The sequence below is a fragment of the Umboniibacter marinipuniceus genome, from assembly GCF_003688415.1.
Classification (GTDB): Bacteria; Pseudomonadota; Gammaproteobacteria; order Pseudomonadales; family DSM-25080; genus Umboniibacter; species Umboniibacter marinipuniceus.
Map to the genome: position 1 here is coordinate 526,252 of NZ_REFJ01000001.1, position 12,937 is coordinate 539,188.

The following is a 12,937-nucleotide window of genomic DNA, read 5'->3' on the forward strand; positions in this document are numbered from 1 at the left end:
TCATGAGAGATGCATTAATTGTTTCAACGGCACGTACGCCGATTGGTAAAGCGTATCGTGGTGCGTTCAATATGACTACCGCCCCAACCCTAGGTGGCCATGCCATCAAGCACGCCGTAGAGCGCGCTGGTATCGATGGTGCTGAGGTTGAGGACGTGATCATGGGTTGCGCGATGCAACAGGGTACAACTGGGCTCAATATAGGTCGTTTGGCTGCGCTCGCTGGTGGCTTACCAACTTCGGTAAGTGGTATGTCGCTAGATCGTCAGTGTTCATCGGGTCTTATGTCTATTGCTACGGCGGCAAAGCAAATTATTCATGACGGCATGGATGTCACCATCGGCGCCGGTCTTGAGTCAATTTCATTGGTCCAAAACGAACACGTTAACACCCACATGGCGGTTGATAAGAATCTTGTTGCCATGCATAAAGATATCTACATGCCAATGCTACAAACGGCAGAGATTGTTTCTCAGCGTTACGGCATCTCCCGAGAGCGTCAAGACGAGTATGGCCTAATGAGCCAGCAGCGGACTGCAGCAGCCTATGAGGCCGGTGCTTACGCCGACGAAATTGCGCCAATGACTACCACTAAAGCTGTCATGGATCGCGAGACCAAAGAAGTTAGCTACCATGAAGTGACCTGCTCTGCGGACGAAGGCCTTCGTGCGACAACCTTGGAAGGTCTTTCAACGCTGCGAACCGTTATCGATGGTGGTGTCATTACTGCTGGTAACGCAAGTCAGCTTTCTGATGGCGCATCAGCTTCGGTATTAATGGAAGCCAAACTCGTGGAGCAGCGTGGTCTAACCCCGTTAGGTCGCTATGTTGGGATGACCGTAGCGGGTTGTGAGCCGGATGAAATGGGCATCGGCCCAGTCTTCGCGGTACCTAAGCTACTTAAGCAGCACGGTCTAACCGTTGACGATATCGGTCTGTTCGAACTGAACGAAGCGTTCGCGGTTCAGGTTCTCTACTGTGCGGATAAGCTAGGAATCCCAATGGAGAAGCTGAACGTTAACGGCGGTGCAATTTCAATTGGTCACCCATACGGTATGAGTGGCGCTCGTATGGTTGGTCACTCGCTGATTGAAGGTAAGCGTCGCGGAGCTAAGTACGTTGTCATCACCATGTGTGTTGGCGGTGGTATGGGCGCAGCAGGCTTATTTGAAGTACTATAAACCAATCCATTTGGTTTCGAGAAGGCGCCCAATGGGCGCCTTTTTTGTATCGACTCAACTTGCGTAGCTATCCAAAGCACTAACAATAATAACGAGGGGAAACGGTGATGAAAGCAATTGTCTGCAATGAACTTGGTCCGATTGAAAACCTGAGGCTAGAAGAAGTTGATTCGCCTAAGGTTGCAAAGGGTGAGGTGCTAGTTGAAATTAAGGCGGCCGGTGTTAACTATCCCGATACCCTTGTGGTCCAAGGGAAGTACCAAATCAAGCCGCCAACTCCCTACATTCCTGGTGTTGAGGCCAGTGGGTTGATAGCGGAAGTTGGCGAGGGTGTTAGCCATTGGAAGGTGGGAGATCGTGTCATCGTCACGCCATTAGGTGGTGCCTTTGCCGAATATTGTGTGGTGCCAAGTACCCAAGTTCAGCCAATGGCAAGCAACATGAGTTTCGAGCAAGCGGCTGGATTTACCATTACCTACGCCACCTCCTATTATGCATTGAAGCAACGAGCCAAGCTTCAGCCTGGTGAGACGGTATTGGTGCTGGGTGCAGCGGGCGGCGTTGGCGTAACGTGTATCGAAATTGCTAAAGCGATGGGCGCAACGGTTATCGCGGCGGCCAGTTCCGATGAGAAGTTAGCTTTCGCCAAATCCGTGGGTGCAGACCATCTTATTAATTACGCCACTGAAAGTTTGAAGGACCGCGTTAAAGCGCTTACCGCTGGAAAGGGTGTTGACGTGGTCTATGACCCAGTGGGTGGTGATTTAGCTCAGCAGGCACTGCGTTCAACCGGTTGGGAGGGCAGGTATCTGGTTATTGGCTTCGCTTCGGGCGATATCCCCGCTTTTCCAGCTAATTTGACCTTAGTAAAGGGGTCTTCAGTTATGGGCGTCTGGTGGGGTGCGTGGGCGGGGAGAGACCCGCAGGCAGCGCAACAGAATCATATGGAGCTCTTGGCCATGGTGGAGGAAGGTAGATTGACGCCACTAGTCACTAACACCTTTGCCCTAGCTGATACCGTTGATGCGTTCAAACGCTTGGTAAATCGACAGGCAATGGGAAAGGTTGTGATAACGCCTTGAGTTAAGGCATTGATCTATGCAGGCGGTGGCAAGTAGATTGTCTTAAACCCTACCTACCATAAAAAAAGGCCAATCAGTTGATTGGCCTTTTTACCGTAAGGGCTAGTTCGCTTAGAAGAAAATGGCGAGCTCTAGACCGTAGGTGCGTGGAGCAATAGAACGACCGTAGCTACGGACGCCATCATCAGCTCCACTGACAGCCCAACCGTTTGCGAAGCTAACGGTATCCGTTAGGTTTGCACCGAATAGACTGACTTCGTAGGCATCACTGGCTGGCTGCCAAGCTACGCGAGCCGATACCGTAGAGTAGGAATCAACCTGTTCGCTAGCGTCATTAAAGATGCTTACGTACTGGCTACCGGTGTAGGCGTAGTTTGCGCTCAAAACAAGATCACCGGCGCTTAGCGGCTGAACGTAGAAACCAGCAATAGTGGCTTTGTTGTTCGGCGTACGGTTAAGCTCATTGCCGCCCACATTGCGTTGAGTATTGGTTTTAACGTCAATGAACAGCTCATCACCCACTTCACTCTCAAGGTATGAGTAGTTAGCAAGAAGCGTTAGATTATCAGTAGCCGCCCAAGTAGTTTCAAGCTCAAGGCCCATGATTGAAGCATCAGAAGCATTAGTTAGCTTATCTTCAACGATGCCGGTTGCTGGATTAAGCTGGTAGAGTTCAACCTGCATATCCGTGTAGTCGTAGTAGAATGCCGCTGCGCTAATGTCGAAGCTTTCGCCCCAGCGAGCTTTATAGCCTACTTCAAAGGCAGTAAGTTCTTCGTTATCAACAATTGTTTCATTCTCAGGTGTAGCTGGATTATCCTGCAAGCCACCTAGACGGAAACCGCCTGGCTTGTAACCGGTTGAGACCGAGCCGTAAACCATTGCGCTGTCGCTTAAGTCGTAAGCGGCGTTGAAGCGCCAGTTAATGGCATCCCACTCTGCGTCATGTTCAGCAGCACCGCCGCCTACAAGTAGGCCAATACGGTTAGGGATGGCCGGGCTAATGGCACCATTCGCACAAGGATCAGCGTAGGGGTTACCACCAAACACAAATGAGGGAATCAGGGCGTCAGCAAAGCCATGACAAAGGCCAGAATCGTAAATAACCTGCTGCTGTTCAGAGGCTACTTTCTCATCTTTGCTGTAGCGAAGACCGGCAGTTAGCGTTAATGCATCCGTAGCATGCCAGTCAAGCTGACCGTAAGCGGCAATCGAGGTGGTTTCAATCTCACCGTTCTGGTAGTAGAAGTTACCATCTGGGTTGCCAATAGGCATGTAGCCAGTTGCCGGGTTAACGGCGTTCACGAGGTAAGGGTTGTTGGCATCTGCTAGCGCATAAGGCTGGCTGTTTTCTGAGTTAAAGTAGAATAACCCGGTTGCCCACTCAACACTGCCTTCACCGTTTGAGATGAATTGAATTTCGTGCTGCTGAGTCTTGTCATTCTGACCAATCTTCTCAACAGAAGAAATTAGACTTGCCGTACCGTCTTCATCCTTTTCACTGTACCAGCTGAACTCTTGGTAACCGTTTAATAGTTTTACGGTTACGCCTTCAAAGTCCATGGTTAGCGTAGACTGATAAGCATTCTGATCATCAATAGCTACTTTACCTTGGAAATCAGTGCTAATAGTAAACGGGTCATTTTTTGACGGATTGTTTGATAGCGGTGCGAAGAGCTCTGGGTTAACAATCAGTGCACCTAAACGATGCGGTGCTGCCGGGTCATTGGCAAGATTGCGGTAGTCGCCCTGAAGTTGCATTGACAGCGTTTCGTTTTCAACACTGCCACCAAAGTAACGAACGTTCCAGTCAATGCTATCGCTGATATTCCACTGTAATTGCGCTTCGTAATACTCTTCATCTGCGCCAATCGGGTCGGCACCGGAGACGTTGGTGTAGTACGAATCCTGAGTGTTCTTGCTGTAGTGAACCAAGAAACCGAAATCGTCAGTCATTGGGCCGCTAGCGGTAAAAGAAGCCTTTTGCTTGTTGTAGCTGCCCGCCTCTAAGCGCACAGCGGCTTCAAACTCGTCACCCGGACGCTTAGCAATAACGTTGATGGCGCCACCGGTAGTGTTGCGACCATAGAGTGTTCCTTGAGGCCCACGGAGTACTTCGATACGTTCAACACGATCCGGCGCTGAAGCGAGAACCGATGACTCGGTGGTGTAGAAACCGTTGTTGTAAATACCAACGCCTGGCTCGGTACCTAGCGAGTTGGTCTCACGACCGATACCACGGAGGTAGATTCGGTTGCCTTCGCCACCGCCCGCTTCCTCTTGGTAAGACATGCTTGGCGTGAAGGCCGCAACGTCCTGTGGAGTGTTGATACCAAGGCCTTGCATTTGCTCAGCACCAAGCGCTGTGACGGCGATAGGCGTATCAGTTAGTGCTGCTTCACGCTTCTGCGCAGTAATCACGACCTCTTCCATCATGATGTTGCGCGCGCTGCTTTCAGTTTCCTGCGCGATAGCGGTTGAAGTTAATGCTGCACCAATAGCTGAAGCTAAGATAGCTCGGCTAAACTGGGTGTAAGAATTCGACTTGTCCATAGCGTACCCCTAGATGTGGTAGTTAAGGCGAAGACAATCGGCTAGGTGTAAGGCTCTCAGTGTTACCTACGGATCCGTAGAATAGAGTAGGTACTACAATACTAAGTGGAGCTAAACCGATGAATCTACGTCATTTGTTATTGTTATTAAATCGTAAAAACTAGCGTCTTGTGCGCTAGATAAGGATATCCTAGCTTTTGCTACTTAGCCACTCTGTCACAAAAGCGACAGGGCGGCTAATTTTATTGAAGCAATCTCAAAGCCTAGTTTTAGTACTGTGCTTCGCTTAGCGCTTTGCAGGGTGTAAAGGCCGCTTTATTATAGCGCGAAGCCAGCAGTGTTAGGCGTTCTACAACATCGGAGTGATTCATCGCACGTAGCTGTGCGAAGAGAGGGTTAGGGTTCCCCGTTGCGCCCTGCAGAGCACGGTCGATATCATCGTGCTTTGCAACTCCCAGCGCTGCAATTCTAACGGCTTCGTTGGCATTGACTAAGAAGAGGTCGGCAATGTCGATTTCGTCACTGCGTTGACTTAGATTGATTGCCGGCCTGCCATTCGCCCAGCTAAACAAACCCTCACCTGATTTTTTGCCAAGCTTACCGGCATTCATCAGTTGCTGCATGGTAGTACCCGCCGCAAAGTCTGGATGAATCGTTTCCGCGTAGTAGTTCGAGCAATGAACGTTAACGTCTACGCCGGTGTAATCGATTGTCTCGAATGGGCCCATGGGTGCACCAGTGGCGGATCGAACCATGGCATCCACGGTCTCGGGGTCAGCCTCTCCACTGTCTAGCCAAGCATTGAGCAGAATTCCTGCGGGAGCTTGAACACGATTGACGATGAAGCCTGGTACGTCCTTTTCCACGCGGACTGGTTGTTTGCGGCAGCGCTCGCAGAAGTCAACCAGCTTGATCATGGTCTCTTCAGAGGTATGCTTGGCTTTAATGACTTCAACCGTTGGCATGAGTACCGCGGGATTAAAATAGTGGAGTCCGGCGATGCGAGTTTGATTTGCACAGGTGGCGCCGATCTCACTGATACTCATGGTGGATGTGTTGGAGGCAATAATAGCCTTCGGTGCAGCCGCCGCCTCAATGGCTAAAAAGGTGTCACGCTTAAGCGTGAAGATTTCGGGTACGGCTTCAATGATCAGCTCAGCATCGCTCACCGCCGGCTCCAGTTCAGTGAAACAATGAAGTTTCGCAACCATTGCGGCTTTTTGCTCTGCGGAGATCTTTCCTTTGCGTTCGAAGATGTCAAAACTGTCTAGAATTCGCTGTGCACCGCGGTTCACCGCCGTATCGTTAATATCTCGTAGATTAACTTCGTAACCAGCAAGTAATGCGACTTCGGCAATGCCGTGGCCCATATCACCGGCACCCAAAACACACACTTTAGAAAAGGTATTCATTCGCGATTCTCTCTATTAGCTCATACAATAGCTAAGAATAGCGGTGCGAAAGCAATGGGCAAGTCGCCTAAGCGACACGATGAAATGGCATCAGTTGCTAACCTTTTTCGTTAAATTTTGAGGGATCCACGGGCTATGACAGCGTTCGAATTCACTACCACTAAGCAGATCATTAGCGAACCAGGGTCGCTGGCGCGATTGCCTGAAATTTGTGCCAATCTAGGTATTAGCAAACCGTACATCATCACTGACCCTGGCATAGTTCAAGTGGGGCTGTTAGCTCAGCTTGATACCGCAATGTCCGCTAAATCACTTAGCTACGGCACCTTTAGCGAGGTGGTAGCGGATCCCCCCGATCATTTGGTTATGGCAGCGGTTGAGGCGGCGATTGCGGCGGGCGCCGACGGTATTATTGGCTTTGGTGGCGGCAGTTCCCTGGATACCGCTAAATTGGTGGCGTTACTCGTTCACTCGGAGCAGTCGCTCAGCGATATTTATGGCATTGATAATGCCGAGGGTCCACGATTACCGCTAGTGTTGATTCCAACCACAGCCGGTACCGGTTCGGAAGCAACGGCTGTAGCCATTGTCACCACCGGTGAAACCACCAAGTCCGGTGTGGTGTCAAAACTACTGTATCCAGATGTAGCGTTATTGGATGCCAAGCTCACTCTTGGCTTACCGGCGCAGGTCACCGCGGCAACGGGTATCGATGCGATGGTTCATGCTATCGAAGCCTACACCAGCGTGCACAAGAAGAATCCCTATTCTGATATGGTGGCAAAAGAGGCGCTAAGGCTACTTTCTGCCAACCTCTATGAGGCAACCTTTAACGGTAGCAATTTGGCCGCGCGTCAAAATATGCTGTTAGGTGCGTGCCTGGCAGGGCAAGCGTTTGCAAACTCGCCCGTTGCAGCGGTTCACGCTTTGGCGTATCCATTAGGCGGTCGGTTCCACATTCCTCATGGGTTGAGTAACTCGTTGGTGCTGCCGCACGTACTGCGCTTTAACGCCAAGGCTGCGGAGCATTGGTATGCTGAACTCAATGAGTGCTTAGCAGGTAGCCAGCCAGGTGACACCACCAAGCAAAGCTGCGCTAACTTTATTAGGTCTATGGAGCAACTTATTCTTTCGTTGGGAATCCCAACTAAGCTGAGCGAACTCAATATTAGCGCCGAGGACTTAGCCATGTTGGCTGAGGATGCAATGCTCCAAACTCGCCTCTTGATCAATAACCCCGTAGCCGTTAGCTTTGATGATGCGCTCAACATATACAACGCGGCACTTATAGGTATTCACAATGGCTAAAACTCCAATCCCGATACGTAGTGAGTATCATCACTTCGCACCCATTAGCACTCGCTGGATGGATAATGATATGTTTGGGCACGTGAATAATGTCACTTACTACTCGTATTTCGATACCATCGCGAATAGCTACCTCATTGAACAGGGCGGATTTCAGCCTACCTTGAGTCCGATAGTGGGCTATATTGTTTCCTCATCTTGCGCTTACCATCGTTCCATTGCCTTTCCCGATGCTATTGAAGGTGCCTTTAGAGTTAATCGTTTAGGCAACTCATCGGTGGAATATGGCGTCGCCATTTTTAAAGCCGGCGAGGAAGAGGCTTGTGCTCACGGTACCATGACGCACGTGTTCGTGGATCGTGAAACGGAGAAACCTCAGCCTATTGAAGGGCAAATGAGAGAAGCGCTCGTGGCGGCGCTGATCTGAATGAAGTGAGCGGCAGGATCGCTCACCGCCCTGTGGAATATGCGGACGAACTACTGATATAAGTCTGTTACGCTGCGAGTAAATCATTGCAGTGAAAATCTCATGAATCGGCAAAGTCTAATACGTAGCTTAATACTATTCACGCTGTCCTGTACCACGGTACCGTCATTCGCTAGTGGTCCAATTTCCGGTGACACCGCACCGGCGATTGAACCCGTTAGCAAGGTAAGCTTCGGAGACGTCCTAAGTTTGGACGTAACGCACCAGCCTACTCTGTTTCGTTATGGCGAAGCCCCTTCACAATTTGTTGAGTTGTGGCAGCCAGAAGGGATCGTTCGCCCCCCAGTGGTGGTATTTATTCATGGTGGCTGTTGGTTAGCGGAGTATGATCTATCGCATGCCAACGCAATGGCGAGTGCATTCGTTGATCAGGGCTTTGCGGTTTGGAGTATTGAGTATCGACGAGTTGGAGAACCCGGCGGAGGATGGCCGAATTCGCTCTCAGACGTAGAAGCAGCCATCACTGCTATGGAAGATTTTGGTGAGCAGCTTAACCTCGATAGAGCAGTCCTTAGTGGGCATTCCGCTGGGGGACATTTAGCCCTGCTAATAAGTGCCAAGGCCAATTATTCGCATCGCTTCAAACAGGTGTTTGGCTTAGCGCCAATTAGTCGTCTGGCTGATTACTCCATGGGCACAAATAGCTGCCAGCGGGCTACCTCACTATTTATGGGCGGGCTGCCTACTGATGATGCTGCGGACTATCGTGCCGCAGATCCATCGCAACGGGAGCTGAGCGCCAACCTAACGCTTATTCTTGGCGCCGATGACGCTATTGTTGAGTCAAGCTATTCACTGCTTGAGTCTGTGCCGTCAACGTCGATTCCAAACGCCGGTCACTTCGATGTGCTTCATCCTCAAACGCAAACCTTTCGCAGCTTCTTAGCACAGGTTAAGGAGCAGTTAAATGATCAGTAATGACGAACTAGCTCGCCTCGACCAGCAGGATCCATTGCGCCAGTATCGCAGCGAGTTCCTGCTTGCAAAAGACAGCTGTTACTTAGATGGTAATTCCTTGGGCCCGGTCTCGCAACGCGTAGTCCAGAAGCTTCAGGACGTTGTGACGGCGCAATGGCAACCCGATTTGATAGCCAGTTGGAACAAGCATGGCTGGATTGATTTACCCTTGAGGATTGGCGATCAATTGGCGGCAATATTAGGCGCAGAGAGCGGCCAGATTGCCTGCTGTGACAGTACCTCTATTAATCTGTTTAAAGCAATTTCTGCGGCGCTAAGTTTGTCTTCTGGAAAGTCGAAGGTACTCACCACCACAGACAATTTCCCTACTGATCGATATATGATCGAGGGGTTAAGCAAACTAATGGACGAGCGCTGCGAGTTGGTGAGTGTGGATGAAGATGACATTCTCAACAGCTTGAGCGATGACGTAGCGGTACTCGTACTCACTCAGGTCAACTTTCGCACCGGCCAGCTACTAGATATGAAGGCTATTACGCAAGCGGCTCAGGAATACGGTATTCGAGTGGTCTGGGACTTGGCGCACTCAGCAGGTATTGTTCCGATAGCGCTGGATGATTGCAATGTGGATTTTGCCGTTGGCTGTAGTTACAAATTTCTCAATGGCGGCCCAGGCGCCCCAGCCTTTATCTATGCCGCCAAGCGTCACCTCGAGAGTCTAGAACAACCGCTATCAGGTTGGCTTGGTCATCGCAGACCCTTTGATTTTTCACCAAACTACGACGCTAGCTCAGGTATCGCTCAATTTCTCTGCGGGACGCCGTCGGTGATCTCAATGTCGGCCGTTGAGGCAGCGCTAACGCTGTATGAAGAGATTAGTGTGGAACAGCTTCGTGAAAAGTCACTAAGCTTGATGGAGGTGTTCTTGGCACAGTTCCATCAGAGCGGGGCGGCGGAAAAACTAACCCTGGTGGGCCCTAGAGATCTTACTCAGCGGGGCAGTCAATTGGCGTTTGAGTATGAGCATGCCTACGGATTGTGCCAGGCGCTGATAAAACGCGGCGTAGTGGGGGATTTTAGGGCGCCAAATATTTTGCGGTTCGGCTTCTCACCACTGTATTTGAGCTTTCAGGATATCGGCTTTGCGGTAGACCAGCTGGTGGAAAGTTTGCGTGCAGGCGAAGCGACACAGGCTATAAATAACCAGCGATCAGTGGTGACTTGATCGAATTTATGGAATGTAGCGTACAAGTGACGTTGTACACTTTTCAAAGGTTTAGCATATGTCTGTGTTAGCGCTCTTTCCAATTCCCGGGCAAGTCACCTTACCCAACAGCCTTTACCCGTTACACGTGTTTGAGCCGCGCTATCGAAAAATGATTATCGATTGCGTAGAGAATAATGTTCCAGTGGCCGTTAGCCACACCAAGCGCGCGCTACGAAGTTCTCGCATCCCAGTAGGTCCAAAGGCTAATCAAAGTACCTTCGAGCCGTGTAACGTATTCTCAGGTGGGCAGGTACAAATATTACAAACCTTCGATGACGGTAGAATGATGGTGGTTGTAGACTGTTCCAAGCGTTATCGGCTCATTAATGTGCAGCAGGAAATACCTTACCGATTAGTCCACTGTGAGGAACTAGAGGACGACCCCTTCGATGAATCGGAAGCAGAACGACTCAAGGCGCGACTTGTGGCAAGGCTTAGTGAACGCTTTGGCGATGAGCTTCACCTTCGCGAAGTATTAAATACAACTGAGTGGCAGGCAAAGAGTGCCAGTGATGCGAGTTTCGATCTATTTCAATTCTTCCAGTTGGAGCCGGATTATCTGCAGCTTGCACTCGAGTTACCTTCACCGATTCAACGCTTGGCACTGCTCGATGATATTTTGGACCGCATATCCTAGCTTCTAACAAGAGACTCGCTGGCGTCTAACCAAGCCGCTGTAGGTGGTTATCTGGATGCTTCTAGCCTCGAGAGTGGTTATCGAGGCTAGAAGGATAGGGCGATTCGATGCCTCTACACCGGCGATTACAAATACTCGTTAAGGAAGCTCAAATAAGCTTCTGAGGCCGTAATTCTATTCGCTTTCTTTCGGAAGCCATGACCTTCATCGGGAAACAACACATACTCAACTGGTATTCCATTGGCGCGGATAGCGGCCACCATTTCATCGCTTTCAATCTGCAGCACGCGGGGGTCATTAGCACCCTGAACCACTAATACCGGGCGAGAGATCTGGTCGGCATGGAAGAGTGGCGAAATCCGACGAAGGCGTTCGATGTCGGTAGCGGGATCACCCATCTCTGCATAGAGGTACGATTTAAAGCTCTCCCACCAAGGTGGGATACTGGTTAGCGTCCGCTCCCAGTTGGTGACACCAAAGATGTTAATGCCAACGGCAAATTCGTCCGTAAATGCCATGCCAGCCATGGTCATATAACCGCCATAGCTGCCACCCATGATGCCAATGCGGTCATGATCAATCCAGTTCAATGTCTGAAGGTGTTTCTTTCCGAAGACAATATCCTGTAAATCATCCTCACCGTGACGAAGATCATCGAGGTGGTAGAAGGTTTTACCATAACCCGATGAGCCTCGGTTATTAACTGAGAACACCGCGTAGCCGTGATTGACCAGGTGCTGAATCATTGGATTATAGCCAACACGACTCTGACCACCCGGGCCGCCGTGAACCCAGATTACCGCAGGTACACGATTATTCGGGGAGGCATTAACGGGTTTATACAATAAACCGGGGATCGCCAGACCATCGAAACTATTGAAGCGGACCACTTCACTAGCAACCAAATTTTCAGAGGCAATTTCAGGGTTGAGGTTGGCGCTTAGGGCAACCGGCGATTCGGACTCTGCGCTATAGACATAAAGGTTGGCTGGTGAGGTGTCAGAGGCCACGTAAAAGGTCATATGCTGACCATCGGCAGAAGCCTGGAATCCAGATAGGTTGCCGTCCGGTAGGTTAGGGATGTCTACCCGAGCATCGTCTTCGAGATCACGAATTTCAACTCGAGTAACCGCATCTTCGTTAATGGCTGCTACGCGATAGCGACCATCGCCGGTGAAGCGAATAGTTGTCACATCCCAATCTGCCGTGTAGTAAACATGATGCGAGAGTGATGGAATATCAAAGCGCCAAGCCTGAACAAATTCGCCATGCTGGTTAGTTGAATAGTAAAGACTTTGGCTATCTGGGCCGAAGTTGAAGACACTGTAATTCACTTCACCTTCGTGTTCGCTTATCTTTCTTGCGCGGCTCTCCTCCTCAGACACTTCGATGAGATAAAGCGCGCTATCCGTATTGCCAAGCGTTTCTACTACCGCGACAAATTGACCGTCTGGACTGACCGCTTCAAGGCTTAGCGATTCGTTATTTTGAAAGATGAGTTCGCGCTGATAGCCACTTAAAGACACCTTATAGAGGTCGAAGGAGCTAGGGTCTCGCTCATTGGTGGCAACGTATAGGAACGCTTTGTCATCCGACCACCCCATAAAGCTGGCTTTGAGATTTTCACCCGGTGTTAGGTCGGTAACGCTGCCATCTTCAGCTAGCACAAAGAGATGATTGAGTTCATTACCGCCATTATCCGCGCTGTAGAGAATTCGATCATCTTCGGGAAACCAAGAAATTCCCATGATGGCGTCAGTAGAAGAAAAGCTCAGCTGAGTAGCCGGCGTGCCATCTAAAGGTTGGCGATAAACGTTAAAGACGCCTGAAGCATCGGACGTGGTGAGCACAGCATCCGCCGAGGCGTTAATAGAAGCGCCAAATTGACTGGTGGTTTGATAGAACTCTTCTGCACTATAGGTTGCAAAGTCTACGGTTGGCTGCGGTGGTTCCTCTGAGCTAGAGCAGCCTCCTAATATAAGACTGCTAAGTAATCCCACGCTAAGAAAAGTAGCTCGATAGGTGCTCATATGATCTCCCTGTCTGAATGAACCTAGAGCTAGGAGTATAGAGTGAGAAACAGGGATATGTG

At 50.2% G+C, this 12,937-nt stretch carries 10 protein-coding genes; 7 read left to right on the forward strand and 3 right to left on the reverse strand.

The annotated features are described in order from the left end of the window. Positions 1 to 2 precede the first annotated feature (2 nt). Together DFR27_RS02420 and DFR27_RS02425 are read left to right on the forward strand one after the other, a co-directional pair. Positions 3 to 1,181, forward strand: coding sequence for an acetyl-CoA C-acyltransferase (locus tag DFR27_RS02420; protein ID WP_121875859.1), 1,179 nt, complete (start codon positions 3 to 5; stop codon positions 1,179 to 1,181). A gap of 107 nt (positions 1,182 to 1,288) precedes the next feature. Then, positions 1,289 to 2,263: an NADPH:quinone oxidoreductase family protein gene (locus DFR27_RS02425; RefSeq protein WP_121875860.1), complete on the forward strand. Its 975-nt coding sequence runs from the start codon at positions 1,289 to 1,291 to the stop codon at positions 2,261 to 2,263. Positions 2,264 to 2,374: 111 nt separating this feature from the next. Here the strand turns inward: DFR27_RS02425 and DFR27_RS02430 are convergent, their stop codons facing one another. Continuing rightward, on the reverse strand, positions 2,375 to 4,816 hold the full coding sequence (locus DFR27_RS02430; RefSeq protein WP_121875861.1) for a TonB-dependent receptor: 2,442 nt from the start codon (positions 4,814 to 4,816) through the stop codon (positions 2,375 to 2,377). Between the two features lie 269 nt (positions 4,817 to 5,085). Beyond that, complete coding sequence (locus tag DFR27_RS02435; protein WP_121875862.1) at positions 5,086 to 6,228, reverse strand: 3-hydroxyacyl-CoA dehydrogenase family protein; 1,143 nt, start codon at positions 6,226 to 6,228, stop codon at positions 5,086 to 5,088. 135 nt (positions 6,229 to 6,363) lie between these two features. Here DFR27_RS02435 and DFR27_RS02440 point away from each other — a divergent pair, with 135 nt between their 5' ends. From DFR27_RS02440 to DFR27_RS02460, 5 genes are all read left to right on the forward strand, one after another. Continuing rightward, positions 6,364 to 7,536 (forward strand): iron-containing alcohol dehydrogenase, encoded by a 1,173-nt coding sequence (locus DFR27_RS02440; RefSeq protein ID WP_121875863.1) that lies wholly within the window; start codon positions 6,364 to 6,366, stop codon positions 7,534 to 7,536. Beyond that, complete coding sequence (locus tag DFR27_RS02445; RefSeq protein WP_121875864.1) at positions 7,529 to 7,963, forward strand: acyl-CoA thioesterase; 435 nt, start codon at positions 7,529 to 7,531, stop codon at positions 7,961 to 7,963. The genes DFR27_RS02440 and DFR27_RS02445 overlap by 8 nt, the downstream gene beginning before the upstream one ends. Positions 7,964 to 8,065: 102 nt before the next feature. Then, the gene (locus DFR27_RS02450) at positions 8,066 to 8,941 is read left to right on the forward strand and encodes an alpha/beta hydrolase (protein ID WP_121875865.1); all 876 of its coding nucleotides are present in this window, start codon (positions 8,066 to 8,068) and stop codon (positions 8,939 to 8,941) included. After that, a complete protein-coding gene (kynU, locus tag DFR27_RS02455) occupies positions 8,931 to 10,166 on the forward strand; it encodes a kynureninase (RefSeq protein ID WP_211327537.1) in 1,236 nt (411 codons plus the stop codon). The genes DFR27_RS02450 and kynU overlap by 11 nt, the downstream gene beginning before the upstream one ends. 58 nt (positions 10,167 to 10,224) lie before the next feature. Beyond that, entirely contained in the window at positions 10,225 to 10,845 is a 621-nt protein-coding gene (locus DFR27_RS02460; protein WP_121875866.1) for an LON peptidase substrate-binding domain-containing protein, read from the forward strand. A 125-nt stretch (positions 10,846 to 10,970) separates the two neighbouring features. Here the strand turns inward: DFR27_RS02460 and DFR27_RS02465 are convergent, their stop codons facing one another. After that, positions 10,971 to 12,875, reverse strand: a complete 1,905-nt coding sequence (locus DFR27_RS02465; RefSeq protein WP_121875867.1) for a S9 family peptidase — start codon at positions 12,873 to 12,875, stop codon at positions 10,971 to 10,973. Between the last annotated feature and the right edge of the window lie 62 nt (positions 12,876 to 12,937).

Coding starts and splice junctions, on each gene's coding strand:
- DFR27_RS02420 (WP_121875859.1), top strand. CDS start 3: ATGAGAGATGCATTAATTGTTTCAACGGCACGTACGCCGATTGGTAAA.
- DFR27_RS02465 (WP_121875867.1), bottom strand. CDS start 12,875: ATGAGCACCTATCGAGCTACTTTTCTTAGCGTGGGATTACTTAGCAGT.
- kynU (WP_211327537.1), top strand. CDS start 8,931: ATGATCAGTAATGACGAACTAGCTCGCCTCGACCAGCAGGATCCATTG.
- DFR27_RS02460 (WP_121875866.1), top strand. CDS start 10,225: ATGTCTGTGTTAGCGCTCTTTCCAATTCCCGGGCAAGTCACCTTACCC.
- DFR27_RS02450 (WP_121875865.1), top strand. CDS start 8,066: ATGAATCGGCAAAGTCTAATACGTAGCTTAATACTATTCACGCTGTCC.
- DFR27_RS02435 (WP_121875862.1), bottom strand. CDS start 6,228: ATGAATACCTTTTCTAAAGTGTGTGTTTTGGGTGCCGGTGATATGGGC.
- DFR27_RS02440 (WP_121875863.1), top strand. CDS start 6,364: ATGACAGCGTTCGAATTCACTACCACTAAGCAGATCATTAGCGAACCA.
- DFR27_RS02425 (WP_121875860.1), top strand. CDS start 1,289: ATGAAAGCAATTGTCTGCAATGAACTTGGTCCGATTGAAAACCTGAGG.
- DFR27_RS02445 (WP_121875864.1), top strand. CDS start 7,529: ATGGCTAAAACTCCAATCCCGATACGTAGTGAGTATCATCACTTCGCA.
- DFR27_RS02430 (WP_121875861.1), bottom strand. CDS start 4,816: ATGGACAAGTCGAATTCTTACACCCAGTTTAGCCGAGCTATCTTAGCT.